Source organism: Chelatococcus sp. KU-N122, from assembly GCF_055391085.1.
In genome coordinates, this window is sequence record NZ_AP043981.1 from 7,541,409 (window position 1) to 7,566,127 (window position 24,719).

General features: G+C 67.5%; 20 protein-coding genes and 1 pseudogene. 9 read left to right on the top strand and 12 right to left on the bottom strand.

Annotated features, from left to right (window positions below; translation table 11 throughout):
* Positions 1 to 19 precede the first annotated feature (19 nt).
* The 4 genes from ACZ5PO_RS34070 (at position 20) to ACZ5PO_RS34085 (ending at position 3,419) form a co-directional block, all read left to right on the top strand.
* Positions 20 to 541, top strand: a complete 522-nt coding sequence (locus ACZ5PO_RS34070; RefSeq protein WP_464187133.1) for a hypothetical protein — start codon at positions 20 to 22, stop codon at positions 539 to 541.
* Positions 542 to 1,015: 474 nt separating this feature from the next.
* Positions 1,016 to 1,240 carry a hypothetical protein gene (locus ACZ5PO_RS34075; protein ID WP_464187134.1) on the top strand — a complete coding sequence of 75 codons (225 nt, stop codon included), beginning with the start codon at positions 1,016 to 1,018 and terminating at the stop codon, positions 1,238 to 1,240.
* A gap of 206 nt (positions 1,241 to 1,446) precedes the next feature.
* Positions 1,447 to 2,337 (top strand): cation diffusion facilitator family transporter, encoded by an 891-nt coding sequence (locus ACZ5PO_RS34080; RefSeq protein ID WP_464187135.1) that lies wholly within the window; start codon positions 1,447 to 1,449, stop codon positions 2,335 to 2,337.
* Positions 2,338 to 2,507: 170 nt separating this feature from the next.
* Complete coding sequence (locus tag ACZ5PO_RS34085; protein ID WP_464187137.1) at positions 2,508 to 3,419, top strand: MBL fold metallo-hydrolase; 912 nt, start codon at positions 2,508 to 2,510, stop codon at positions 3,417 to 3,419.
* Here the strand turns inward: ACZ5PO_RS34085 and ACZ5PO_RS34090 are convergent.
* The 6 genes from ACZ5PO_RS34090 to ACZ5PO_RS34115 all read right to left on the bottom strand — a co-directional run bounded on the left by ACZ5PO_RS34090 (position 3,394) and on the right by ACZ5PO_RS34115 (position 10,395).
* The gene (locus tag ACZ5PO_RS34090; protein WP_464187138.1) at positions 3,394 to 4,362 is read right to left on the bottom strand and encodes an amidohydrolase family protein; all 969 of its coding nucleotides are present in this window, start codon (positions 4,360 to 4,362) and stop codon (positions 3,394 to 3,396) included. The two genes, ACZ5PO_RS34085 and ACZ5PO_RS34090, sit on opposite strands and share 26 nt — an antisense overlap.
* Before the next feature lie 7 nt (positions 4,363 to 4,369).
* Complete coding sequence (locus ACZ5PO_RS34095) at positions 4,370 to 5,134, bottom strand: HpcH/HpaI aldolase family protein (protein WP_464187139.1); 765 nt, start codon at positions 5,132 to 5,134, stop codon at positions 4,370 to 4,372.
* A 15-nt stretch (positions 5,135 to 5,149) separates the two neighbouring features.
* Positions 5,150 to 5,932, bottom strand: a complete 783-nt coding sequence (gene hpaH / locus ACZ5PO_RS34100) for a 2-oxo-hept-4-ene-1,7-dioate hydratase (protein ID WP_464187140.1) — start codon at positions 5,930 to 5,932, stop codon at positions 5,150 to 5,152.
* Between the two features lie 114 nt (positions 5,933 to 6,046).
* Complete coding sequence (locus ACZ5PO_RS34105) at positions 6,047 to 7,540, bottom strand: 2-hydroxymuconic semialdehyde dehydrogenase (protein WP_464197148.1); 1,494 nt, start codon at positions 7,538 to 7,540, stop codon at positions 6,047 to 6,049.
* Positions 7,541 to 7,937: 397 nt separating this feature from the next.
* Positions 7,938 to 8,720, bottom strand: coding sequence for a DUF1499 domain-containing protein (locus ACZ5PO_RS34110; protein ID WP_464187141.1), 783 nt, complete (start codon positions 8,718 to 8,720; stop codon positions 7,938 to 7,940).
* Positions 8,721 to 8,760: 40 nt separating this feature from the next.
* Positions 8,761 to 10,395 carry a long-chain-fatty-acid--CoA ligase gene (locus ACZ5PO_RS34115; protein WP_464187142.1) on the bottom strand — a complete coding sequence of 545 codons (1,635 nt, stop codon included), beginning with the start codon at positions 10,393 to 10,395 and terminating at the stop codon, positions 8,761 to 8,763.
* A gap of 247 nt (positions 10,396 to 10,642) precedes the next feature.
* On the opposite strand from ACZ5PO_RS34115, the gene ACZ5PO_RS34120 reads away from it, so the two are divergent.
* Positions 10,643 to 11,170, top strand: coding sequence for a MarR family winged helix-turn-helix transcriptional regulator (locus ACZ5PO_RS34120; protein WP_464187143.1), 528 nt, complete (start codon positions 10,643 to 10,645; stop codon positions 11,168 to 11,170).
* Positions 11,171 to 11,235: 65 nt separating this feature from the next.
* On the opposite strand, the gene ACZ5PO_RS34125 is transcribed toward ACZ5PO_RS34120, so the two are convergent.
* On the bottom strand, positions 11,236 to 12,423 hold the full coding sequence (locus ACZ5PO_RS34125) for a hypothetical protein (protein WP_464187145.1): 1,188 nt from the start codon (positions 12,421 to 12,423) through the stop codon (positions 11,236 to 11,238).
* A gap of 177 nt (positions 12,424 to 12,600) precedes the next feature.
* Between ACZ5PO_RS34125 and ACZ5PO_RS34130 the strand changes: the two genes are divergently transcribed.
* Together ACZ5PO_RS34130 and ACZ5PO_RS34135 are read left to right on the top strand one after the other, a co-directional pair.
* Positions 12,601 to 13,542, top strand: coding sequence for a glutaminase (locus tag ACZ5PO_RS34130; protein ID WP_464187146.1), 942 nt, complete (start codon positions 12,601 to 12,603; stop codon positions 13,540 to 13,542).
* Between the two features lie 452 nt (positions 13,543 to 13,994).
* Entirely contained in the window at positions 13,995 to 14,324 is a 330-nt protein-coding gene (locus ACZ5PO_RS34135) for a DMT family transporter (RefSeq protein ID WP_464187147.1), read from the top strand.
* Positions 14,325 to 14,460: 136 nt separating this feature from the next.
* Here ACZ5PO_RS34135 and ACZ5PO_RS34140 read toward each other — a convergent pair whose 3' ends face one another.
* Positions 14,461 to 14,658, bottom strand: a complete 198-nt coding sequence (locus tag ACZ5PO_RS34140) for a DUF2735 domain-containing protein (RefSeq protein WP_464187148.1) — start codon at positions 14,656 to 14,658, stop codon at positions 14,461 to 14,463.
* Positions 14,659 to 15,155: 497 nt separating this feature from the next.
* Here ACZ5PO_RS34140 and ACZ5PO_RS34145 point away from each other — a divergent pair, with 497 nt between their 5' ends.
* Entirely contained in the window at positions 15,156 to 16,196 is a 1,041-nt protein-coding gene (locus ACZ5PO_RS34145; protein WP_464187149.1) for a glutamine synthetase beta-grasp domain-containing protein, read from the top strand.
* 154 nt (positions 16,197 to 16,350) lie between these two features.
* Here the strand turns inward: ACZ5PO_RS34145 and ACZ5PO_RS34150 are convergent, their stop codons facing one another.
* The 4 genes and pseudogenes from ACZ5PO_RS34150 to ACZ5PO_RS34165 all read right to left on the bottom strand — a co-directional run.
* On the bottom strand, positions 16,351 to 19,554 hold the full coding sequence (locus ACZ5PO_RS34150) for an efflux RND transporter permease subunit (RefSeq protein ID WP_464187150.1): 3,204 nt from the start codon (positions 19,552 to 19,554) through the stop codon (positions 16,351 to 16,353).
* Between the two features lie 13 nt (positions 19,555 to 19,567).
* Positions 19,568 to 20,725: an efflux RND transporter periplasmic adaptor subunit gene (locus tag ACZ5PO_RS34155; protein WP_464187151.1), complete on the bottom strand. Its 1,158-nt coding sequence runs from the start codon at positions 20,723 to 20,725 to the stop codon at positions 19,568 to 19,570.
* Positions 20,726 to 21,013: 288 nt separating this feature from the next.
* Positions 21,014 to 22,816 (bottom strand): cytochrome c biogenesis protein DipZ, encoded by a 1,803-nt coding sequence (locus tag ACZ5PO_RS34160; protein ID WP_464187152.1) that lies wholly within the window; start codon positions 22,814 to 22,816, stop codon positions 21,014 to 21,016.
* Positions 22,817 to 22,831: 15 nt separating this feature from the next.
* Positions 22,832 to 23,014 (bottom strand): annotated as a pseudogene (locus tag ACZ5PO_RS34165) (peptide-methionine (R)-S-oxide reductase); the annotation flags it as partial.
* A 249-nt stretch (positions 23,015 to 23,263) separates the two neighbouring features.
* Between ACZ5PO_RS34165 and ACZ5PO_RS34170 the strand changes: the two are divergent.
* Positions 23,264 to 24,670 carry an aldehyde dehydrogenase family protein gene (locus ACZ5PO_RS34170; RefSeq protein ID WP_464187153.1) on the top strand — a complete coding sequence of 469 codons (1,407 nt, stop codon included), beginning with the start codon at positions 23,264 to 23,266 and terminating at the stop codon, positions 24,668 to 24,670.
* The last annotated feature ends 49 nt before the right edge of the window (positions 24,671 to 24,719 follow it).

A 24,719-nucleotide genomic window follows, 5' to 3' on the forward strand; every position in this document is an offset into this window, starting at 1 on the left:
GAGCCAGAGGAGTGCACAGATGTCTGAAGGTGAAACCAGTCCGTCCCGTGCCGTCATTTCGGGCGCCGAACACGCGCCCATCATTGCCTTCGACGGGGTGAGCGCCGTCGGCAGCGCGCACGGCACCTTTACGTTCGGCCTGGTGGCGGGGCGGCCGATCCCGCTCAGCAACGGCACCATCCCGAATGTCGTGGGCGCCGTCGCCTACCTCAAATGCAACGCCCATGCGCTGCAGGAACTGCGCGCCGCCATAGACGGTGCCATCGGGCTCGCCGCCAAGCAGCAGGCCAAGGCGGCCGAGCAGCCGCAGCCCGCGCCGGCAGCGAAGCCGGCCCCTGCGGTAGCGGCGAAGCCGGCCCCCGCCGCACCGGCGAAGCCGGCGCCGGCCGCCGTGGCGAAGAAGGCGCCGGCAGCAGCGGCAAAGAAGGCACCGGTGGCGGCCAAGAAGGCGCCCGCGCCTGCGGCGAAGCAGCCGGCACCCTCAAAGGCGCCTGCCCCCGCGGCCAAAAGCCGGACGAGCCGGAAAACACCCAGCGCGTGAGCCGCCGCCCTTCCCATCCGTCCTGGCCTGTGCGGCAGGCACGTCCGATCGGATAGGAAGCGCTAACTCGTTGTATCTGGGGCACTTTGCGAGCAGCTGATGCACTCGGGCCCCATCCGGCCGAGTTGCATGATGCATCGAACGGGCAAGCCGCGGCAGCGGCTTGCTCGCGTGCCGTCGACATGAAAAGGGCCCTGCGCGGGGGGCGTGCGCAGGGCCCAGTCTCCAAGGTCTCAAGGGGTCTCGATTACCCTTGGTGGGCCTTTATGGACTCACTCTGCGGAATTTGAACGTGCGCCGGCGCACATGGCGAACCGACGGCGAACCGACCCTCGCCGCCGATGCGGCGCACACGATTCAGACGCCGGCGGTGGACCAGGTTCCCGGAGCCTCCTGACGCACGCATGCCGTTCACGCAGAACCGGTATCCGCTCTGCGGGACCTGCCATCCACCCCATCCTGTATAATCGCGCCATGTCGGAGCAAACGAATCCGCACGAGTCGGTGCCGGCGCCGCCCCGGCGTGAGGAGCCATCGGACCGGCCGCCGGATCCCGGCTTCCGCGGTCTGATCGGCATTGTCTTCGTCATCGGACTCGTCGTGCTGGCTGCGGTGCTGATCAAGCGCGCCAGGGATTCGGCAGCGCTGATGGATTGCGCCATCACCCACGCCCCAGGCTGCCGCACGCTGGTGAAATAGCGGAGCCTCAGCGCCGCACCGGTTCCCCGCCTCGTATTGCGAATAGTTTTCACTAGCAAACAAAAGCATTGCCCACATGCGACGGATGGCTATACCGAGCGCGCGGCAGCATGCGCTTCAGTATTGAGCCGGGTCGTCGTCGGCGTGCATGGGCGTCGCGACGCCCCGTTCGACCGGCGCTACGTGGTTCATAACCGAGTGACGTCATGTCGGGAACACTCAAGCTGGCCATCGGCAGCATCGCCGTTGGCACGATCGTTTTTGCGCTGAAGTACCTGGCGTTCCACGTCTCGGGCAGCATCGCGCTCTATTCCGACGCCCTGGAGAGCATCATCAACGTGGCGACCGCGGTGGCCGCCTTCTTCGCCGTCCGCCTGAGCGCCATTCCGCCCGACGCCAATCATCCGTATGGCCACCACAAGGCGGAGTACCTGTCGGCGGTGCTGGAGGGCGTGCTGATCGTCGTGGCGGCGTTGACGATCCTGCGCGAAGCCTACCTCGGGTTCCTGGCGCCGCAGCCGCTCGACGCGCCGTTCCTCGGCCTTGCCATCAACGCCGGCGCCAGCGCAATCAACGCGGCGTGGTGTGCCGTGCTGTTCCGCTGGGGCAAGCGCTGGCGCTCGCCGGCGCTGCTGGCCGACGCGCGGCACCTGTGGACCGATGTCGTCACCTCCGCCGGCGTCCTTGTCGGTGTCGCCCTGGTGCCGCTCACCGGCTGGCTTCAGCTCGACGCGATCCTCGCTGCCCTGGTCGCCGTCAACATCCTGTGGGCGGGCTGGAAGCTGGTGCAGGAATCCGTCGGCGGGCTGATGGACGAGGCGGCGCCAGCGGAGACGCTGGAGCGCGTGCGGGCGCTGATCTCGTCGCATGCGGAAGGGGCGCTGGAGGCGCACGATCTGCGCACGCGCCACGCCGGACGTGTCACCTTCATCGAGTTCCACCTGGTCGTGCCCGGCACGATGACCGTTTCGGAATCCCACGCCGTCTGCGACCGCATCGAGGATGCCCTGCGCGCCGGCATCGAGGATGTCGTGATCTCCATCCACGTGGAGCCGGAGGAGAAGGCCAAGCACCCCGGCGGGGTGCCAGTAGTGTGAGGCTGACACCGGCGCGCCGGCGCGCGCGATCGGAGGGAATCAGCCAGATCGGAGCGGCGCTCGGAGCCTGCCAGGGGAAAAATCGCCTCCGCCACAGGCGCTTGACGATGCTTTGCGACGCATGACCGCGGCTCGCTTCTATGCCATAGGTCATCGGTCAGGAGAGGCCGATGGCAGACGAGATCCCGTTCAACCGCGAGTTCGACACGCCGCCCGGCGCTGTCGCCGAGCTCACGCCGCTGGTGCGGCGGGTGCTGGCGCCCAACGAGGGGCCGTTCACCTTCCGCGGCACCAACACCTACATCGTCGGCCGTGGCGAGGTGGCGATCATCGATCCCGGGCCGGAGGATGCGGGCCATACCGCGGCTATCCTCGCCGCAGTCGCCGGCGAGCGGGTGACCCACGTGGTGATCAGCCATACTCACCGTGACCACTCCCCGGGCGCCAAGGCGCTCGTTGCCGCCACCGGCGCCGTGCTCGCCGGCTGCGGCCCGCACCGACCCTCCCGCCCCCTGTCCGGCGAGGAGGTGACACGCCTGGACGCCAGCGGCGACATGGACTACCGGCCCGACCTGGAGCTCGCCGACGGCGAACGCATCGACGGCCCCGGCTGGTCACTGATCGCCGTGGCGACGCCGGGCCATACCGCCAACCACCTCGCCTTTGCCCTGCCGCAGGAGCAGGCGCTGTTCTCCGCCGATCACGTCATGGGCTGGTCGACCACCATCGTCGCCCCGCCGGACGGCGCCATGGCCGACTACATGGCCTCGCTGGACAAGCTCAGGGTGCGCGACGACGCCGTCTATTGGCCCGGCCATGGCGGCCCGGTCCGCGATCCCAAACGCTTCGTGCGCGCACTGACCGGCCACCGGCGCCAGCGCGAAGCGGCGATCCTGGCACGGCTGGAAGCCGGCGACGCCACCATCGGCGAGATCGTGCCCAGGCTCTACGAGGGCCTGGCCGCGGCGCTGATCCCGGCCGCCGGCCTGTCGGTCTACGCTCACCTGGAGGATCTGGTGGAGCGCGGCAAGGTCGCGACCGACGGGCCTCCGGTGCTCAAGGGGCGCTATCGGCCGGCATAGGATATCCGGCGGCCAGGCGAGGCATCAGCCGCACCGCATTGTCGCGCTCGATCTGGGCAAGGTCTTCAGCCGGCAACTCCGCCCGCGCCAGACCGGCGACGGTGCCGGCCATCGCGTCCTCCGGCGCATGCGGAAAATCGCTGGCGAAGAGCACGCGGTCAGCCGTGGTGAACCGCAGCAGCGCGCCGAGGGTCAGTTCGCCGGCCGAAAGCGCGATATCGAAATGCAGCCGGCGAACCTCGGCCAGCACACCGTCGGGCACGTGCTGCTTGAAGTCGGGTCGGCGTTCGAGCCGTGCCAGGCGTTCGGCCAGCACCGGAAGGCCGCCGCCCGCATGGGAAAAGATGTAGCGAATATGCCGCGTGCGCGCGAGCATGCCGCTGAACAGGAGCGCTGCGATCGCCTTGACCGTATCGAACGGGAATTCGAGGGAAGCCGGCGGGAGGCCGAGCTGGAGGCTGCCCGGCGCGTCGTTCGGGTGAACGTAGACGACCGCGCCTCGTCGCTCCAGTTCGGCGAAGACGGGCGCGAACAGCGGATCGCCGAGGTAGCGCCCGCCGTAGTTCGTCAGCAGGCAGATGCCGTCGGCCTGGAGCTCGTCGAGCGCGTAGCGGATCTCGTCGAGGCTCGCCGCCACGTCCGGCAGCGGCAGGCTGGCGAAGCTGCCGAAACGGCCCGGACGCGCTTGCACCATCGCGGCGGCGAATTCGTTGCAATGGCGGCAAAGGCCGACCGGGTCGGCGACCGGAAACCCCGGTGCCGAGACCGACACCACCGCCGCCGCGACACCGTTGCGTTCCATGGCGGCCAGCGAATGCTCCGGGGTCCAGTCCGGCGCACGGCCCGACACCAGGGTCCGGGCGATCGCATCCGCTCCGACCTCGGCCAGGTAGCGCGGCGGCAGAATGTGGTGCTGCGTGTCGATGCGATGGGGGGCGGGCACGGCGGTCTCAGCTCCTGAAGCGTTGCGCCAGGGCGTCGGCGTGCCTGCTGAGCAGGCCCAGGTCTGAACCGACGGCGACGAACGTATAGCCCCAATCCAGATAGCGGCGTGCCTCGTCCTCGCTGCCGGTCAGGATGCCGGCCGGCACCCCGAGCCCGGCAAGCCGCACCGCCGCATCGCGCAGCGCCGCCTGCACCTCGGGATGGCCGGCCTGGCCGATATGGCCGATCGACGCCGACAGGTCGGAGGGGCCGATGAACACGCCGTCGACGCCCGGGACGGATGCGATCGCCTCCAGGTCGGCGAGCGCCGTCGTCGTCTCCACCTGGACGAGGATGCAAAGCTCGCGGGCGGCGGACGTCAGATAGTTCTGGATCCGTCCGTAGCGGGAGGCGCGGCCGCTCACCGTGATGCCGCGGATGCCCTCGGGCGGGTAGCGGGTCGCGGCGACCGCCGCGGCCGCTTCCGCTGCGTTCTGTACGAAGGGCACGAGGAGCGTCTGCGCCCCGGCGTCCAGGATGCGCTTGATCAGCACGGGATCGTTCCAGGCCGGCCGCACGATCGGCGTGGCCGTGCCGGTCGCCAGCGCCTGCATCTGCACGACCAGATCAGGCAGCTCGTTGGGCGCGTGCTCCGTATCGAGCAGGATCCAGTCGAAGCCGCTGTCGCCGATCAGCTCGGCGACGATGCTGCTGCACAGGCTGCTCCACAGCCCGATCTGCCGTCGCCGGGCGGCGAGCGCTGCCTTGAACGCGTTGGGGCGAAGCTCCATCGGCCGCTTGCTCCGTCAGACGAACTGAACGGCGAGGCCGCCGAGCGGACCGAAGTCGGCGTGCAGCGTGTCCCCTTTCTCGGCCCACACCGGCCGCGTGAAGGAGCCCGACAGCATGACGTGGCCAGGCTCGAGCGTGATGCCGAACGGCCCGAGCTTGTTGGCGAGCCAGGCTATGCCAAGCGCTGGATGGCCAAGGACGCCGGCTGCCAGGCCCGTCTCCTCGATCTCGGCATTGCGGTAGAACACCGCGCCGATCCAGCGCAGGTCGACGTCCAGCGGGGCGACCGGACGTCCGCCGAGCACGAGGCCGGCCGCCGCGCCATTGTCGGCGACAGTGTCGAAAATCTTGCGCGGATTCTGCACGCGGGCGTCGATGATCTCGATCGCCGGCACGACGTATTCGGTGGCGCGCAGCACGTCCAACAGGTTGACGCCCGGCCCCTTCAGCGGCTTGCCGAGGACGAAGGCGAGCTCCGGCTCGACCCGCGGCACGCAGTAGTCGGCGTGCCTGACCTTGGCGCCGTCAGGCACGATCATATCGTCGAGCAGGTGTCCGTAGTCCGGCTCATCGATCTGGGAGGACTGCTGCATTGCCTTCGACGTGAGGCCGATCTTGTGGCCGATCAGCCTGCGCCCGCCATCGATCTTGCGCCGCGTCACCTCGCTCTGGATCCAATAGGCGTCCTCGATATCGATGTGTGGAAACGTCGTGGAGAGCTGCACGACGGGGGTGCGCGTGCGCTGCGCCTCCAGAAGCCGGTCTACGGCCGTCAGGCGCTCGGTGTCGGACAACATGGGTGCCTCGCGGTTAGAGCATGATCCCAAAAAGTGGACGCCGGTTTTGGGACAAGATCATTCTTAGAAAACGACATGGAGCGGGATGATGATTCGAAGAAAAATCGTCCCGCTCTAGAGCTTTACGCAAACGTTTCGCAGCTCTGTGTAGAACTCCATGGAGTGCACGCCGCCCTCGCGGCCGATGCCGGACTGCTTGGAGCCGCCGAACGGCGTGCGCAGATCGCGCAGGAACCAGGAGTTGATCCAGACGATGCCGACCTCGATGCCGGCCGCCAGGCGATGGGCCCGCGCCAGATTCTGCGTCCACACGGCGGTCGCGAGCCCATAGGGGCTGTCGTTGACCGCTTCGAGCACGGCTGCCTCGTCGTCGAACGGGGCGATGTGGCAGCAGGGGCCGAAGATCTCCTCGTTGAGGATGGCCGAGGACGCCGACAGGCCGGTCCAGATCGTCGGCTCGATGAAGAAGCCGCCGCGCAATGCCGGCGGCGCCTCGGGAACGCCGCCGCCGGTGACGATCGTGGCGCCCTCGACCTTGGCTTTCGCGTAGTAGGCCAGCACCTTGCGGCGATGCTCGTCCGAGATCAGCGGCCCGAGCGTCGTCGCCTCGTCGAACGGATCGCCGATGCGCAGGCGCTCCGCCGCGGTCTTCAGGCGCGCGACGAAGATCTCGAAGACCGGCCGTTCGACATAGATGCGCTCGGTCCCCAGGCACACCTGGCCGCAATTGGCGAAGGCCGAGCGCATCGTCCCTTCGATGGCGGCGTCGAGATCGCAATCGGCGAAGACGACGGCGGCGTTCTTGCCGCCAAGCTCGAGCGATACCGGACGCACGCCGTCGGCCGCAGCCTTCATGATGGCGGTGCCGGTGCGCGTCTCGCCCGTGAAGGTGATGCCGTCCACGCCCGGATGGCGGGTCAGGAACTCGCCCGCACTGTCCGGCCCGAAGCCGTGCACCACGTTGTAGACACCCGGCGGAATGCCGGCCTCGTTCATGACCTCACCGAGCAGCGTGGCCGTGGTGGGCGTCTCCTCCGACGGCTTCACCACCACCGTGTTGCCGCAAGCGAGGGCGGGCGCGACCTTCCAGGTCATCAACAGCAACGGCAGGTTCCACGGGCACACGATGCCGATCACGCCGCGCGGCGCGCGCAGCGCGTAGTTGAGCGCACCGCGCCCATCCGGCGTCGGCATGCGGAAGGTCTCGGTGGCGAGGGTCAGCACCTGATCGGCGAAGATGTTGAAGTTCGCCGCGCCGCGGGGAATGTCGATGTGCGACGCAAGCCCGGCCGGCTTGCCCGTATCCCGCACTTCCGCCGCGAGGAATTCGTCAAAGCGGCGCATGATACCGTCCGCCACCTTGCGCAGCAGCGCCGCGCGCTCCTGCTCGCTCAACCGCCCCCAGGGCCCTTTGAGGGCGCGTCGCGCCGCCTGCACCGCGGCATCGACGGTAGCGGCGTCGGCCTCGTCGACGGTGGCGATCACTGCTCCGGTGGCCGGGTTGCGATTCTCGAACCGGCGCCCGTGCGCCGAGACGAACCGCCCGTCGACGAAATGGTCGAGGTGAACCGGGTCCTCGCCGGGCCGTCGCGAAAGCGCCGCGCTCATAGAAGTCTCCATCAAGGAAGCGTAGCCGAGCGGCGTCGGCCGCCCCTTGCAAAGCATCAATGATATTTTCGAAATTATGACAAGCTGGACGATCAACGCGACGATCCGCCATGCCCTGCGTCGATATTCGACGCCGGGATGAACCGCACCTTCGATAGAAAAATGTGAGATATTATTTTGACTTATCGCTTCACAGAGAAGCCGTTCGCTCAAGACCATCGCCTGGCCAGAACGGCGCTTTCGTCACATAAACGAGCGATTTTATCAAAAATTTCGATATAATTCGGCGGATCAGGTGCCGCATATCTGCCGACGTCGATGCCTGTCGCCGACCCGTATCCCGCATCGAGCCATACGACGCCCTCCGATGCCTGCTCCAGGCATCGAGATCGGCGTCTTACGATTCGTCTTCCGACACCTCTTCGGACACGGCGTCCAGGAAGGTCTGGATGCGGTCGGCGTTGGTGCCCAGATCATGGGCGCCGAAGCGGGAGACCGAGCGCACGTCGATGCGGGTGCCATCCGCCGTGGCGCGGATGCGCACGGTCACATCCTCAGGCAGGTTGAGCAGCGGCGTGTGGGCGATCGCCTCCAGCCGCCCCTGCCCCATGCGGCCGCCCGGCTTCTGGCCCTCGACGATCTGCCAGCCCAATCCCTCGGCGGCGCTGCGCACAGTCTCGTAGGCCTGCTCCGGCGTGACATCCAGGTAGAGCGGCGCCACCAGCGGATAGGCCGCCGCCTGCGCGGCACGGCGGTCCGCCGGCAGCCCCGGGGGATTGAAGCCGCCGCGGGCGGCGAGCGCCGCACGCGAGCGCGAGAACTCCGGCGGACTGTCGATATCGGTCGTCACGTCGTTGAGTTGCGGCAGGGTGATCGCCTTGGCGCCCAGCACGGCCGGCCAGGCCAGGACGAGCAGCGCCAGCACGAAGCCCCACGCGGCGCTGCCGGCGCCGCGCTGCCCCTCTGCCCAGATCGCCACGAAGGCGGCGACGGCGAGCGCCACGGCCGCCAGCGCCAGGAACAGGCCCGAGCCGATGACGGCAAAGCCGGCACTGGTCTCGACCTTGCCGAACCGCAGCAGCGCCACCCCGATCAGCGCCACCGCCCCCCCAAACCAGGCGAGCCGGGGGCTCCACAGGGCGAAGGCGCTGAACGGTTCGACAACGCTCAGCCGGCGCAAGGCTCGATCCGGCACGCGGCCGTGGGCGAACGACCGCACATCACGCCGCCGCGTCGGGCAGGCGATAATTGCCGAACTGCTCGCGCAGCTGCATCTTCTGGATCTTGCCGGTTGCGGTGTGCGGAATGGCGTCGACGAAGACGACGTCGTCCGGCATCCACCATTTGGCGATCTTGCCCTGCATGAAGCCCAGGATGTCCTCGCGAGTGGGCGAGCGCCCCTCCTTGGGAATGACGACCAGCAGCGGACGCTCGTCCCATTTGGGATGGAAGACACCGATCACCGCCGCCTCCGCCACGTCGGGGTGCCCGACGGCCAGGTTCTCGATGTCGATCGACGAGATCCATTCGCCGCCCGACTTGATCACGTCCTTGGCCCGGTCGGTGATCTGCATGGTGCCGTAGGGGTCGATGGTGGCGACGTCGCCGGTGTCGAAGAAGCCGTCCGCATCGAGGATGTCGCCGCCTTCGCCGCGGAAGTACGCCTTGGCGACGGCCATGCCGCGCACCTTGAGGCGCCCGAACGTCTTGCCGTCCCACGGCAGCGCCTTGCCGGCATCGTCGGTGATCTTCATCTCGACGCCGAACGGTGCGGAGCCCTGCTTGGCCTTGAGGTCGAGCAACGCATCATGCTCGAGCGCGCCGTAGTCGGGCTTGATCGAAGAGATGCTGCCGACCGGGCTCATCTCCGTCATCCCCCAGGCGTGGGCGACGGTGACGCCGTACTGGGTCTCGAAGGCGTCAATCATGGCGCGCGGGCAGGCCGAGCCGCCGATCAGCACGTGCTTGAGCGAAGAGAGCCGCAGCCCGGTCTTCTCCATGTGCTGCAGCAGCATCAGCCAGACCGTGGGAACCGCGGCGGTCACCGTCACCTGCTCGGTTTCCAGCAGCTCGTAGACGGAGGCGCCGTCGAGCTTCATGCCCGGCATCACCATCTTGGCGCCGGACATCGGGCCGGAGAAGGCGAGCGACCAGCTGTTGGCGTGGAACAACGGCACGATCGGCAGCACGCAGTCGTTGACCGACAGGCCGAAGGCGTCGGGGGCGACGCACATCATGGCGTGCAGCACGTTGGAGCGGTGGGAATAGACCACACCCTTGGGGTTGCCCGTGGTGCCGGAGGTGTAGCACATGCCGGCGGCCGCCGTTTCGTCCAGCGTCACCCAGGCGAAATCGCCGTCGGCCTCGGCGAGCCAGTCCTCGTAGGCCACCGCCCCGCGCAGCTTGGTCTCCGGCATGTGAGCCGCGTCGGTCAGCACGATGAAACGGCCGATCGTCGGCAGGCGGTCCTGCAGCTTCTCGATCATCGGCACGAAGGTGAGATCGACGAACAGCAGCTTATCTTCGGCGTGGTTGCCGATGTAGACGATCTGGTCCTCGAACAGGCGCGGATTGATCGTATGGTAGACTGCGCCGGCGCCGGTGATGCCGTACCACGTCTCCAGGTGCCGGGCGGTGTTCCAGGCGAGCGTCGCCACCCGGTCGCCGGGGCGGATGCCTTCCCGGGCGAGCCGCTGCGCCACCTTGAGGGCGCGGATGCGAATCTCGGCGTAGGTCGTGCGGTGGATCGGCCCTTCGATCGAGCGCGACACGACCTCGCGGGCGCCGTGCTGGATCGCCGCGTAGTCGATGACCCGGTGAATCAACAGCGGCCAATCCTGCATCATGCCTTGCATGGGAACCCTCCCGTCTCGCCTGCGCGTGTGCGCCGGACCATAACGGCAGCGCACGAGACCTGCCAAGCCATTCCGCACCTAATTCTACACCTCTTCTCCTGATGTTGTCCCAAGCTTATCAACAGGTTGTCATACCGCCTGGCGGGCGGGACGCGAGCTGCCGGCCAGCAGGTTTGCGAACCGGGCCCGGGTTTGCGATAGTTCGCACCTAAACGATCACGCCTCACCGCCGGACGAGACCACACGCATGGCCCTGCAGGGCGCTACCCGAGGAGACCGTCGTCGCGCCGAGACCTCCGACGCGTCGGCACCCGCGCCCGACGTGCTGCGGGTCTGGCTGCGCTTCGTGCGGCTGAACCGCCGATTGCACAGCGCCATGACCGCCGAGCTCAAGGCGGCGCAGCTCTCCATCTCGCAGTTCGACCTGCTGTCGACGCTGAGTGAAGCGGAAGGCCTGAGCCAGCAGGATCTGGCCAATCGGCTCTATGTCACCAAGGGCAACGTCTCTGGCCTGGTCGATCGTCTGGTCGCCAACGGCCTAGTCGAGCGGCGCCCCCTGGCCGGGGACCGGCGCTCGCACGCGCTATGCCTGACCGCGCAAGGCCGCGCAACGGTGACGCGTGGCCTCGCCATTCAGCGCGCCTACGTGGCGCGCACGCTCGGGCAGCTGGCGCCTGCCGACATCGCCGCGCTCGACCACGCGCTCGGCGCTTGGCGCGACAGGCTGCGCGAAGCGGGTGGCGGCGAGACGGCGCCCAGGCCGAAGGACGGGTGACGGGTAACGGCTTGCCTCGCCGCGCCGCAAATCCCGCTGTCGCTGCGCCCGGCCGGGGCGGCCGGTCAAGCCGCCGTGATGCCGAGCTCGCACAGGGTGTCGTTCAGGTGGCTCATCCGGGTCACGACCGCCTTCTTGTCGGTCCACCGGGCCGACTGCTCCGCGAGGCGAAGCTGCATGGCACGCTCGAAGCTACCGAGCAGGCCGTGCAGCTTGCGCTGCTGGCGCTCCGCATTGCCGCTGTGCCTTTGGCAGAAGACGCTGTAGCGCTGCGTCTGGCCGAGCGCGTAGACGACCGCCGGAATCTCGACGACGGTCACGGGGTCGGCGAGGCTGCCGTCCGTCCGGGCCAGGAAGCCGGTGCGGAAGGCGCGTGCCCCGCGCGCCCGCACGATGCGCTGTTCGAGATGCAGGCCGGAGGTGCTCAACAGCTCCGCGAGGCGCTTGCTGTCCGCATCATAGTTGGTCATGTCCTCGGGCGGCAGCACGCCGATGTAGCGGTCGATGGCGGTCTGCACGCGGGTGCTCGGGCCACCTGGATCGGTCTTCGACGGCGGCATCTCCAGGTGGCATGGGCCGGAGAAATAGCCGTTCTCGCAGACGAACGGGCCTACGGTGTTCATGTAGTACGCCGCCGCCAGGCCCTCCGGGCCGGCGCTGTCCACGATCGGCCGCTGGAAATAGTCGCTGGCCGCCCTGCTGGTATAGGCATCGAGCGCGACCGCAGCCTCGGTGAAGCGCTGGCGCGGCAGGGTGGTATCCCTGACGGCGAGGAAAGGTGCGATGAAATCCCTGAGCGCGGCCTCCAGGCGCAGGCCGAACTTGTGCTCGACAAACTTGTAGCGGCCCCTGGTGCGGCTCGGATTGACGGCGAAGCCCGGCACCGCCTTGAGGTCCTTGCCGTAGAACGGAAGCTCACGGTCCGGGGTGACGAGAATATGCGGAACGCCGAGCGCGTGCAGCATGCCGACTTCGTAGGCCGCATCCCCGTCACGATCGCCGAGGTTGACGACGACCAGATCCGCGTCCTCGATGCCGCCGACGACCGTCGCGATCGGCGAGCCGGACTCGTAGGCCTGAGGCCTCGAAACGTTGAACGTTTCGCCTGGAAAGTCGCTCGCCAGCCGCCGCGTGATATCGACGACCGCCTTCTTGAGCACGCGGGTCGGCACAAGATCCGCTTCGTCCTTTTCCCCTGTCGGGCCAAGGATCACAATCTCGATCGGCTCCTGACGAAGTCGCGATTCAAGCATCGGCACGTCCCCCGCAATCGATTCGCAAGTAGTAGATCGGATGCGGAATTATTGCAACGCAGCGAAAGTGCGGATACGGACGGCCGATCTAGGGTCTGGACCGAGACAACCTGTTGCACGGTTGGCCTGGGATCTGCCTGAGCCCTGCCCAGAGCGCCGTGGAATCCATCCCCAAGAATGAGCAAGCCCGTGCCCGATCTGGATCGTGTCGTGAAGGAAATCGTCGAGGAGATGCGCACGCGGCCCGACCGCGGCGCCGTCGCGACCTACATCCCGGAGCTCGCCCGGGTCGATGCCGGTGCCTTCGGTCTCGCCGTCGTCGACGCCGACGGTCACGTCGCCGCCGCCGGCGACGCCGACACGCCGTTCTCGATCCAGAGCATCTCCAAGGTGTTCACGCTCACCCTGGCGCTCGGCAAGTTCGGCGACCGCGTATGGCAGAGGGTCGGCCGCGAGCCCTCGGGCAGCCCCTTCAATTCGATCGTCCAGCTCGAGCGCGAGCGCGGCATCCCGCGCAATCCTTTCATCAACGCCGGTGCCATCGCCATCACCGACCTGATCCTCTCCGGGCATCAGCCGCGCGAGGCGCTGGGCGAGATTCTCCGCTTCATGCAGTTTCTCACCGGCGATCAATCGATCGCCATCGACGAGGCGGTGGCGGCCTCCGAGCAGCGCACCGGCTTTCGCAACGCAGCGCTGGCCAACTATATGAAATCGTTCGGGGTATTGGAGAACCCGGTGGACTTCACGCTCGGCGTGTACTTCCACCACTGCGCCATCGCCATGTCGTGCCGGCAGCTCGCCATGGCCGGACGATTCCTCGCCCAGTTCGGCCGCAACCCGGCGACCGGCCATTTTGTGGTGCAGCCCGAGCGCGCCAGGCGCATCAACGCCATCATGCTGACCTGCGGCCATTATGACGGCTCCGGCGAGTTCGCTTATCGCGTCGGCCTGCCCGGCAAGAGCGGCGTCGGCGGCGGCATTCTGGCGATAGCCCCTGGCACGGCCTCCATCGCCGTCTGGTCGCCGGGCCTCGACGCGGCGGGGAACTCCCACCTGGGGCGGATCGCGCTCGAAGCACTGACCAAGAGATTGGGCTGGTCGATCTTCGGCGCCTGACGTCCGGCTCCGCTCGCGCATCGCCGCCGATGCGCATGCGCAAGGGCCCATCACGCTTGGTCAGCTATCCGTCCAAGCCAGCATTTTGCACCGCGACAATTCCGGCAAGAACAGTCCATCGTCGCTAGTTTACGTTATCTCCTTGAATTTCAGCGAAAATAATTCATGCAGTCCTCCGCACAAATCGCTCAAAATTCACACGTGTTCTCCATGTACCGGCCGATTGCGGACGCTGGATTCGGCGCAGCGCGGCGCTGAACAAGAAGGCCGGAACAAGAGACCGCCCCGGACTGCGCCCACGCCGGACGGCCATGCCACAAGAAGGCGAGGCTTGCGCCGCGGCCGATCATGGCCTCAAAGGCGGAACCGTTCTCTCCACCGACCGCGCAGCATGCCTCTCCCTGCGCGCAGAGGCGCTCGTCGCGTAGCACGTTAGGAGTTGCAGCCCCCCCATGAACTGGCTCTACCTGTCCGGCGCGATTCTCACCGAAGTGATAGGCACGATGGCCCTCAAGGCGAGTGACGGCTTCTCCAAGCCCGCCTATGTACCGGTGATCGTGGCCGCCTATGCGGTGTCATTCTATTTGCTGGCCCTCACCCTCAGGTCCATTCCGATCGGCATCGCCTATGCTGTGTGGTCGGGCGCCGGGATCGTGCTGATCGCAATCTTTGGCTGGGTGGCCTTTCGGCAAGCGCTGGACCTGGCGGCCCCGGCCGGCATCGCGCTGATCGTCGCGGGCGTGCTGGTCTTGAATCTCTTGTCGAAATCGACGGCGCACTAGCGTCGGCCGACGTGCGGGCCAGTCGTCCCGGGCAGAGCCCAGCGGCCAGTCGGCCCGGCTAGTCGCCCGAGCGGGCTGGCTGGGCGGAACCGAAGGTCCGTCCAGCCAAGTGTACGTCGAGCATGAGCATGGCCGCTCAGCTCTTGCGGGTACGGTCGGCCTCTTGCATGGCCGCTTCGTGGTACCAGCTACTGCCCACGGCGATCGCCGGAGTAGGCGCCGGAGCCGGCTCGGCCGGCGTGCGGCTGCCGTCGAGGCGGCGGGCGAGCGCGGCCCGCCCCCCGACGGGGAAGCGGTAGATCTGCGCCGACGGGCGCTCCAAACTGGTAGTCATTGCCTGTCTCTTTCCTTACGAATCCGGGCGCTGGCCCTCCGTGCACAACAACCCTAGCAGCCGCAATTATGTTCTGCAGCAGGCTTACGCAACATGCCTTACTTAAATTCGTCGAATGAATACATTATGTGCACGATCTAACTTGCATATTTGGAAAGCATCCACTCCGCCCCGCATTTTATCTGCTTCTTTCAAGCGCAGCCAGCCGAAATTGACCAATTGACAGGCACGTTGCTCACTTTGTAGACGCCACCAGATCAAGGATGAGGGGCGCTCACGACCAAAGTCGAACACCCACCCAACCGGAGCCGCAGGCGCATCAACAGCTTACGTGGCAACGGCTCCGGCCGGGGCCTTGTTCCCTCATGCCTGGCACAGGGCTGGCATGCTCCATGCTTGCAGTTGCGGTGGTTGGCGGCCGAGGTGCGCCCTTCGCGGGCCGGGCGCGCATCAGGACGTCCTTCACACTTCGTCTTACACGTACGAGAGAGCCGCAGATGACAAAATACAAGCTCGAGTATATCTGGTTGGACGGGTACACGCCCGTTCCCAATCTGCGCGGAAAAACGCAGATCAAGGAATACGATAGCCTTCCGACGCTCGAGCAACTACCGCTGTGGGGCTTCGACGGCAGCTCCACCATGCAGGCGGAGGGCCGCAGCTCCGACTGCGTGCTGAAGCCGGTCCGCGTCTTCCCCGACAGCCAGCGCACCAACGGCGTCCTGGTGCTGTGCGAGGTCATGATGCCCGACGGCGTCACCCCGCACCCGTCGAACAAGCGCGCCACCATCCTCGACGACGAGGGTGCCTGGTTCGGCTTCGAGCAGGAGTATTTCTTCTACAAGAACGGCCGGCCGCTCGGCTTCCCCGAGAGCGGCTACCCGGCGCCGCAGGGCCCCTATTACACCGGCGTCGGCTACAGCAAGGTCGGCGACGTGGCCCGGAAGATCGTCGAGGAGCACCTCGACGCCTGCCTCGCCGCCGGCATCAACCACGAAGGCATCAACGCCGAGGTGGCCAAGGGCCAGTGGGAGTTCCAGATCTTCGGCAAGGGCTCCAAGCGCGCCGCCGACGAGATGTGGATGGCCCGCTACCTCCTGGAGCGGCTCACCGAGAAGTACGGCATCGACATCGAGTACCACTGCAAGCCGCTCGGCGACACCGACTGGAACGGCTCGGGCATGCATTGCAACTTCTCCACGAAGTTCATGCGCGAAGTCGGCGGCAAGGCCTATTTCGAGGAGCTGATGGCCGCTTTCGAGACGAATCTCGACGACCATATCTCCGTCTATGGGCCGGATAACCACATGCGCCTCACCGGCAAGCATGAGACCGCCCCGTGGAACAAGTTTTCCTACGGTGTGGCCGACCGCGGCGCCTCGATCCGCGTGCCCCACTCGTTCATCAAGAACGACTACAAGGGCTACCTTGAGGACCGTCGGCCGAACTCGCAAGGCGACCCCTACGCGATCGCCTCGCAGGTGCTGAAGACCATCGCAACGGTGCCGACCGACGCAAAGTCCTCGGCCGCCGCATAAGCCTTCTCCAGCGCGTCCCCCTGCGCGAGGAGCCCGGAGCGATCCGGGCTCCTTTTTTCTGACCATCGGCCAATGATCGGCGTCGGCCTGCTTACTGAGCGCGCGAATTCCACGTGGCGCGGGGGACGAACAGCAGGCCGCCGTGCTGGGTGGATCAGGCGCCAGTCGGCCCGGCGGCCTCCGTCGGCCGCGACGGGGCCGCTGCCTTTTCGGCCTGTATTCCCCGGCCCCTGTGCAGGACGAGCAGGCGGATAGCGACGTAGAAGACCGGCGTCAGGAACAGCCCGAAGAAGGTCACGCCCAGCATGCCCGAGAACACCGCGACGCCGAGCGCTTGCCGCATCTCGGCGCCCGGGCCGGTGGCGATGGCGAGCGGCACGACGCCCAGGATGAAGGCGAAGGCGGTCATCAGGATCGGCCGCAGGCGCAGGCGGCAGGCCTCGACGACGGCCGCGATCGGCCCGACGCCGTCGCGGGCCTCGATGTCCCTGGCGAATTCGACGATCAGGATGGCGTTCTTGGCCGCCAGCCCAACGAGCACCACGAGGCCGATCTGGGTGAGGATGTTGTTGTCCTGCCCCCGGATCATCACGCCGACGAGGGCCGACAGCACGCTCATCGGCACGATCAGGATGATGGCGAACGGCAGCGACCAGCTTTCGTACTGCGCCGCCAGCACGAGGAAGACGAACAGGACCGACAGCCCGAAAATGAAGATCGCGAGATTGCCGGTGCCCCGCTCCTGGAAGGCCAGCTCCGTCCAGTCGTAGCCGATCCCCGGCGGCAGCGTCGCCTTGGCCAGATGCTCGACGGTATCGAGCGCGGCGCCGGACGACACTCCCGCTGCCGGCGTGCCCTGCAGCGGGACGGACGTATACATGTTGTAGTGCTGAACCAGATCGGGCCCAGCGACCTCCCTGACCTCGACGAGCGTGCCGAGGGGCACCAGCGCGCCGGTCGCCGAGCGCACGCGCAGGCGATTGACGTCCTCCTGGTCCAGGCGGAAGCGCTGGTCCGCCTGGGCGCGAACCTGGTAGACGCGGCCGAATGCGTTGAAGTCGTTCACGTAGGCCGTGCCGAGGTTGTTCTGCAGGGTCTGGAAGATGTTGCCGACCGGCACGTTCAGCATGCGCGCCTTCTGGCGGTCCAGCGCCAGGAAGATCTGCGGCGTCGCCGCCGAGAACGTCGTGAACACGCCCGCCAGGTTCTTGTCGGCACGGGCCCGGCCCATCATGTCGTAGGTGGCGGCCAGGACCCGGTCGACCTCCGCGCCGTTGCGCTCCTGCAATTGCAGCTTGAATCCGCCGGAATTGCCGATGCCGCGCACCGGCGGCGGTGGAATGGCGATGATGAACGCCTCTTCGATCTCCTGCATTCGGCCGAAGATGTCCCTGATGATCTTATCCGCCGAAAGGCCCTGCTTCACGCGCTCGTCGAACGGCTTGAATGGGAGGAAGACGGCGGCGGCGTTGGTGGCGTTGGTGAAGGTCGCGCCCGAAAAGCCCGCGAAGGCTACCGCGTTGGCCACGCCCGGGGTCTTGAGCGCGATCTCCTGGACGCGCTTGGTCACGGCGTCGGTGCGGGCCAGGGAGGCGCCGTCCGGGAGCTGGATGACGGTGATGGCGTAGCCCTGGTCCAGCGTCGGGATGAAGCCGCGCGGCACCGCATTGGCGATCCACACCGTCCCGGCGAGCAGCCCGAGGTAGATCGGCAGCACGATGAGCTTGCGCCGCACCACCACGCCGACAGCCTTGGCGTAGCCGGACGAGGTGTGGTCGAAGCCGCGGTTGAACAGGTCGGCGCCCCGGCCGAGGAACCCGAAGACGCCTCGCCGGCCGGTCTGTCTGTGCTCATGGCTCTTGAGCAGGATGGCACCGAGCGCCGGCGACAGGGTCAGCGAGACGAAGGCGGAGATCAGCGTCGATACGGCGATCGTCAGTGCGAACTGGCGGTAGAACTGCCCGGTGATGCCGGGAATGAAGGCCGTCGGAATGAACACCGCGGCGAGCACCAGCGCGATGGCCAGCACCGCGGAGCCCACCTCGTCCATGGTCTTGTGGGCGGCATCGCGCGGCGAGAGCCCGTCGGCGATGTTGCGCTCGATGTTCTCGACGACCACGATCGCGTCGTCGACCACGATGCCGATGGCCAGCACGAGGCCGAACAAGGTGAGATTGTTCAGCGTGAAGCCCAGCGCCGCGAGTGCGGCGAAGGTGCCGATCAGCGAGACCGGGATGGCGATGATCGGAATGATCGCGGTCCGCCACGACTGCAGGAACACGATGACGACGATGACCACGAGCGCCAACGCTTCGTAGAGCGTCTTGTAAACCTCGCGCACGGATTCGGCGATGAACTCCGTCGGATTGTAGACGACGGTGTAATCGAGACCCCGTGGAAACTCCTGCTTGAGCTGCCGCATCTTGGCATTGATTTGCTCGGCCGCCTGCAGCGCATTGGTGTTCGGCCGCTGGAAGATCGCGAGCGCCACCGCCGGCTTGCCGCTCAGATAGGAGTTGGTGAAATAGTCCTGGGCGCCGAGCTCGACGCGGCCGATGTCGCGAAGGCGGACCAGCCTGCCGTCGTCGGTCGCCCGCACGATGATACCGGCGAACTCGCGGGGGTCCTGAAAGCGGCCCTGCGTCGTCACCGTGAGCTGGAAGGCGCGGTCGTCGGGGGCTGGTTCCTGGCCGAGGGCGCCGCCGGAGACCTGGACGTTCTGTTCCTGCACGGCCGCGACCACGTCGCTCGAGGTCATGCCGAAGGCGGACAGCTTGTCGGGATCGAGCCAGATCCGCATCGAATACTGGCGCTCGCCGAAGATCGTGATGTCGCCGACCCCGTCGAGCCGCAGCAGCTCGTCGCGCACGTTGTTGCGGGCATAGTTCGAGACGTAGAGCTGATCGAAGGTCTCGTCCGGCGAGAGCATGTGGACGACCATCATCAGGTCCGGTGAGGCCTTCAGCGTGGTGACCCCGAGGCGCGTCACGTCCTGGGGCAGGCGCGGGGTGGCAATCGCCACCCGGTTCTGGGTCAGCACTTGCGCCTTGTCGAGGTCGGTGCCGAGCTTGAAGGTGACGGTGAGCTGCATGTTGCCGTCACTGGTCGAGTAGGAGGACATGTAGATCATGTCCTCGACCCCGTTGATCTGCTGCTCGAGGGGCGTCGCGACCGTCGCCGCCACGGTCTTCGCGTCGGCCCCCGGATAGCTCGCCCTGACGACGATCGTCGGCGGCGCGATCTCCGGATACTGCGAGACCGGCAGGGTCAGGTAGGAGATCGCGCCGACCAGCACGATGACAATGGCGATGACGCTGGCGAAGATCGGCCGCTCGATGAAGGCGTGAGTGAAGCCCATGATGCGTCTCCGCTCAGTTCGACGGCTCGCGGCTGGGCGGCAGCTCGGTCATTTTCGGCGAGACCTGCGTGCCCGGCCGTGCCCGCGCCAGGCCGTTGACCACGATCATGTCGTCGGGCCCCAGTCCCTCGCGGATGACGCGGTAGCCATCGATGCGGGGCCCGGTGCGCACGGGCTTGGTCACGATCTTGTCGTCGGGGCCGACCGTGTAGACGATGCGCCGGCTCTGGTCGGACCCAAGCGCCTCATCCGGGATCAGCACGGCCTTGTAGGGTCGGGAGCCGGGAACCCGGATGCGCCCGAAGAGGCCGGGGGTGAGGGCCATATCCTTGTTGTCGAAGACCGCCCGCCCGCGCACCGTGCCGCTCTGCTGGTCGAGCCTGATGTCGACGAAGTCGATCCTGCCCTTGCGCGTGCCGTTGTCTTCACCGGTGAGCGACACCGTGACGGTCGCATCGCGCGGGGCCGGCCGGCCGGGCTCGCTGGCGAAGTCCTGCAGGTAGGCGAGATAGGCGCGCTCGTCGACGTCGAAGTAGAACTGGATCGGATCCAGTGAGATCATCGTGCTGAGCAGCGTCTCGTTGGCGTTGATGAGATTGCCGGCGGACACGAACCGTCGCGAGATGCGGCCGGAGAACGGCGCCCGGATCTGGGCGTAGTCGAGATCGAGCTTGGCCCTGTCGATCGCCGCATTGGCGCTGTCGAGATCGCCTTGGGCGGTCAGCAGGGCCTGGCGCCGCTGGTCGGCCAGCTGCTCGGTGATGTTGCCGGACTGGCGCAGGTTGGCAGCGCGCTCAAGGTCGGTCTTGGCAAACTGCACCCTGGCGGTGGCTGACGCGGCCGCCGCCTGGGCGGAGCGAAGCGCCGTCTGATAGGGACGCGGGTCGATGCTGAACAGCAGGTCCCCAGCCTTGACCAGCGCGCCGTCCTGGAAGTGCACCTTGTCCAGGTAACCCGACACGCGGGCCCGCAGGTCGACCGTATCGACCGCCTCGAAGCGGCCGATGAAATCGTCGCGCTCGACGATCTGCTTCACCACGGGCCTGGCGACCGACACGACCGGCGGCGGGGGCGCGGCAGACTGGGCCGCCGCGCCGGCGATCGAGGCCAAGAAGGCCAACGCCGCGAGGCCGCCCGCTCGCGGCGGGACATGCGCGTGTGTGCAAGCCATCGATCCGTCTCCTCGCGTCGTCGGCTGGCGGCAGGCCGAGCGTAGTCCGCGCGGCGCGGTCCGCGCCAGACATTCCGGCGCGTGCCTGCGCGCGCGGCGCACATGGCCGGGGCGTCACCTCCCCGCCGGCAGCCGCACGGCGACAGGCAGTTCGCGCGGCCGTTAGCCCGTCCCCGCGACGATGGCGTTGACCGCGGCGGCTTGGCCGGCAGCGCCCGCTGGTGGTCGGCCGGATCCTGGCCGCCGGCGTGCGCCAGCGCGGGAACTCACCCGCCGGCGCGGCGCCAGTCAGCCGAAGGTGAAGGCGAAGGCCTGCACGCCGGGATCCAGGAAGTGGATCTCGAACGTACGATCCTCGATCGGCCCCTGCTGCCGAATGAGCTGATAGAGACGCTGCTCGGTGACCACGCCGTACCCCTCCGCATCGACATCCATGCCATGGCCGTCGCCGGGCTTCATGCCGTCGACGGAGACGCGGAAGCGGACGGGCTTGCCGCCGGGGGGCGGGCCGAGCACCAGATGCAGGTCCCTGGCATGGAAGCGGTAGGTGATGGCCCCGCCGGGACCGTTGAGCCGGGCATTCTCGCCGCCGATGGTCCAGTCGCCCGTCAGGCCCCATTCGTTGAGGCGCGGCGTGCCGGCTTCGTAGACGTGCGCAGCGTCGTGGACCGCGCCGCCGGGCGAGACGAAGTTCTCGGCCCGCTCATGGCCGACGTAGGTTTCGGGCGACAGCACCTCGCTCATATCGGCTGCGGCCTGGGCCCCGGTCGCATCGACCTTGACGAAACCTGCCGAGATATCCCGTCGCCCCGCCTCGGCCAGCAATTGCTGGATGACGCGCTCAGAACCCTCGTAATCGCCCTCACCGAAATGGTGATGGCGGATGCGGCCTTCGGCATCGATGAAATAATGAGCCGGCCAATACTCGTTCCTGAAGGAACGCCAGATGGCATAGTCGTTGTCGATCGCCACCGGATAGGTGATGTCCAGGTCCTTGACGGCCTTCTCGACGTTGCCGATCGTCTTTTCGAAGGCGAACTCGGGTGCATGCACCCCGACGACCACCAGGCCCTCGTCCTTGTAGCGCGCCGCCCAGGCCCGGACATAGGGAATAGCCCTCAGGCAGTTGATGCAGGAATAGGTCCAGAAATCGACCAGCACGACTTTGCCCTTGAGCCCGTCGGCCGTCAGCGGCGCCGAATTGAGCCATTGCACCGCCCCTGACAGCGGCGGCATCAGGCCCTCGACCGGCAGCGCATCGGGTTCGGTGCCGGGCTTGCCGGTCATCATCATGGCGGGGTTGCCGCTCATCATGGCAGGACCGCCCGACACGACGACGGACGGCTGCGGCGCCGCCGCATCGGCTGGACGCAGCTTGTCGAGCAGGCCCTGCTCGAGCGTTGCCGTGCTGGCGAGCGAGAGGCGCGTCAGGATGCCGGTGTCCCAGCCCGCCAGGATGGCTGCAACCGCCACCAGCGTGGCCACGCCCAGCCCTTTCCGGAGCCATTCGCCGAGACCAAGCCCACGCTTCATTGCTGCAAACACCCGGCCGCCGGCGAAGAGCGCCAGCGCCAGCGAGGTAGCGGCGCCCGCCGCAAAGGTGAGGAGAAGCAATGTCGTGCGCAGGCTGGCGCCTTCGAGCGCCGCGCCCGTCAGGATGAGGCCGAGGACCGGGCCGGCGCAGGGCGCCCAGAGCATGCCCGTGGCGATACCGAGCAGCAGCGACGACAACACCGGCGATCGCCCGGCCTCACCCCCTTGGGCGGTGCGCGACAGCGACGCGCCCAGGGCGACGACGGGGCGGCTCAGCCGGTCGGACAGGCTGGGGACCAGCAGCGTCAGCCCGAACACTGTCAGGAGCGCCAGGGCCGCGTAGCGGCCGTACTGGTTCGCCGCCACGGCCCAGCCGCCGGCGACGGATGCAAGCGTGGCGACGACGGCGAACGCCGCGGCCATGCCGACGAGCAGCGGCAGCCCGCTGCGCAGGAACGAGCGATCGGCGCGAGCGAACACGAAAGGCAGCACCGGCAGGATGCACGGGCTGACGATGGTCAGCACGCCGCCGAGATAGGCCAGCAGAAAAAGCGCCATCGGAGGTCTCTGTCCTCAAACCGCCACAGGTTCGAACACCATCGCGACGCCGTTCATGCAGCAGGGCAAACCGACCGGCTTGGGCCCGTCGTCGCGCACATGGCCGAGATGGCCGGCTCAGCACGCGCAATGAACCGCCGTCCGCTCAACGCCTTAGCCGGTGTCGTGCGCCTTTCCCACGGCCTTGTCGAGCGCGGCCCGGCAGCCCGCCGCTCCGCCGATCGCCCCATGAGCAGATGCAGCCTGGTGATCATGCGCGTCCCCATCCATATCGAACGCCCTGCCCGGTCCCTTCGAGGCGGCAAGGCGATGACCGGCCACAATGCCTCGGTCGCAGCCGCAAGCTGTTGCGGACGGCATCCACGCGTTGTCAGTGCGGACATCGTAATATACGATTGTATATAGCGGGTCGACCATGAGCCCGTCGTTGCACGAGGGAGGACTGCCATGAGCGAGTTCAAACTTCTGATCAACGGAACGCTGGTCCCCGGCGCTTCGACGATGCCTATCATCAACCCGGCGACGGAGGACGTGCTGGCCGATTGCCCGCGCGCCTCGACGCAGCAGCTGGACGCCGCCGTCGCCGCGGCGAAAGCGGCGTTCCCCACCTGGGCCGAAACGCCGATCGAGGCGCGGCGCGAGGCCATCAACGCGATGGCCGACGTGATCGAAGCCAACGTCGGCGAGCTGGCCCGCCTGCTCACCAGCGAGCAGGGCAAGCCGCTGGCCGACGCGACGGCCGAGGTCTTCGGAATGGCCGGCTTCTTCCGCTACTTCGCCACGCTCAATCTCGACATGAAGGTCATCGAGGAGAGCGAGGGACGGCGGGTCGAGGCGCACCGCAGGCCGCTCGGCGTCATCGGCGCCATCATCCCGTGGAACTATCCGCTGATGATCCTCGGCTTCAAGCTGCCGCCCGCGCTTCTGGCCGGCAACACGCTGGTGGTGAAGCCGGCGCCGACCACGCCGCTGTCGACCCTCAAGTTCGCCGCGCTGGTCGCGGACGTGCTGCCCAAGGGCGTGCTCAACGTCATCGCCGACGCCAACGACCTGGGGGACGCCCTGACCCGGCATCCGGACGTGCGCAAGATCTCCTTCACCGGCTCGACGGCGACCGGCAAGAAGGTGATGGCCAGCGCCGCCGAGACTTTGAAGCGCATCACCCTGGAGCTCGGCGGCAACGATGCCGGCGTGGTGCTCGACGACGTTGACCCCAAGAAAGTGGCGCCCGGCATCTTCGAGGGTGCGTTCCAGAACAGCGGGCAGGTGTGCCTCGCCATCAAGCGCCTCTACGTCCACGACACGGTCTACGACGAGCTCTGCAGCGAGTTGGCCAGCATCGCCAAGAACACCGTCGTCGACGACGGGCTGAAGCAGGGGACCAAGCTCGGCCCGCTGCAGAACAAGATGCAATACGAGAAGGTGAAGGGCTTTCTCGAGGCCGCCAAGCAGGACGGCACCATCGTCGCTGGCGGCAACGCCATGGACCGGCCGGGCTATTTCATCGAGCCGACCATCGTCCGCGACATCAAGGAGGGCTCACGCCTGGTCGACGAGGAGCAGTTCGGCCCGGTGCTGCCGGTGATCCGCTACTCGGACGACGAGGATGTCATCCGCCGCGCCAACGCCACCAACTACGGGCTCGGTGCCTCGGTGTGGTCGTCGGATCTCGACCGCGCGCACAAGGTGGCGAGCCGCATCGAGGCGGGAACCGTCTGGATCAACAAGCACCTCGACATGGCGCCGAACATCCCCTTCGGCGGTGCCAAGCAGTCGGGGCTCGGCGTCGAGTTCGCCGAGGAGGGGCTGGCCGAGTTCACGCAGCTGCAAATCATCAACGCCGCTCGCGCGTAGGGCCGGCGCCGCGGATAAGCGGCAGGGGCGGTGCCACGCGCCGCCCCTG

Bases quoted from the DNA above. Each gene is read 5' to 3' on its own strand.
- ACZ5PO_RS34070 (WP_464187133.1), top strand. From the start codon at position 20: ATGTCTGAAGGTGAAACCAGTCCGTCCCGTGCCGTCATTTCGGGCGCC.
- ACZ5PO_RS34075 (WP_464187134.1), top strand. From the start codon at position 1,016: ATGTCGGAGCAAACGAATCCGCACGAGTCGGTGCCGGCGCCGCCCCGG.
- ACZ5PO_RS34080 (WP_464187135.1), top strand. From the start codon at position 1,447: ATGTCGGGAACACTCAAGCTGGCCATCGGCAGCATCGCCGTTGGCACG.
- ACZ5PO_RS34085 (WP_464187137.1), top strand. From the start codon at position 2,508: ATGGCAGACGAGATCCCGTTCAACCGCGAGTTCGACACGCCGCCCGGC.
- ACZ5PO_RS34095 (WP_464187139.1), bottom strand. From the start codon at position 5,134: ATGGAGCTTCGCCCCAACGCGTTCAAGGCAGCGCTCGCCGCCCGGCGA.
- hpaH (WP_464187140.1), bottom strand. From the start codon at position 5,932: ATGTTGTCCGACACCGAGCGCCTGACGGCCGTAGACCGGCTTCTGGAG.
- ACZ5PO_RS34105 (WP_464197148.1), bottom strand. From the start codon at position 7,540: ATGAGCGCGGCGCTTTCGCGACGGCCCGGCGAGGACCCGGTTCACCTC.
- ACZ5PO_RS34115 (WP_464187142.1), bottom strand. From the start codon at position 10,395: ATGCAAGGCATGATGCAGGATTGGCCGCTGTTGATTCACCGGGTCATC.
- ACZ5PO_RS34120 (WP_464187143.1), top strand. From the start codon at position 10,643: ATGGCCCTGCAGGGCGCTACCCGAGGAGACCGTCGTCGCGCCGAGACC.
- ACZ5PO_RS34125 (WP_464187145.1), bottom strand. From the start codon at position 12,423: ATGCTTGAATCGCGACTTCGTCAGGAGCCGATCGAGATTGTGATCCTT.
- ACZ5PO_RS34130 (WP_464187146.1), top strand. From the start codon at position 12,601: ATGAGCAAGCCCGTGCCCGATCTGGATCGTGTCGTGAAGGAAATCGTC.
- ACZ5PO_RS34135 (WP_464187147.1), top strand. From the start codon at position 13,995: ATGAACTGGCTCTACCTGTCCGGCGCGATTCTCACCGAAGTGATAGGC.
- ACZ5PO_RS34140 (WP_464187148.1), bottom strand. From the start codon at position 14,658: ATGACTACCAGTTTGGAGCGCCCGTCGGCGCAGATCTACCGCTTCCCC.
- ACZ5PO_RS34145 (WP_464187149.1), top strand. From the start codon at position 15,156: ATGACAAAATACAAGCTCGAGTATATCTGGTTGGACGGGTACACGCCC.
- ACZ5PO_RS34150 (WP_464187150.1), bottom strand. From the start codon at position 19,554: ATGGGCTTCACTCACGCCTTCATCGAGCGGCCGATCTTCGCCAGCGTC.
- ACZ5PO_RS34155 (WP_464187151.1), bottom strand. From the start codon at position 20,725: ATGGCTTGCACACACGCGCATGTCCCGCCGCGAGCGGGCGGCCTCGCG.
- ACZ5PO_RS34160 (WP_464187152.1), bottom strand. From the start codon at position 22,816: ATGGCGCTTTTTCTGCTGGCCTATCTCGGCGGCGTGCTGACCATCGTC.
- ACZ5PO_RS34170 (WP_464187153.1), top strand. From the start codon at position 23,264: ATGAGCGAGTTCAAACTTCTGATCAACGGAACGCTGGTCCCCGGCGCT.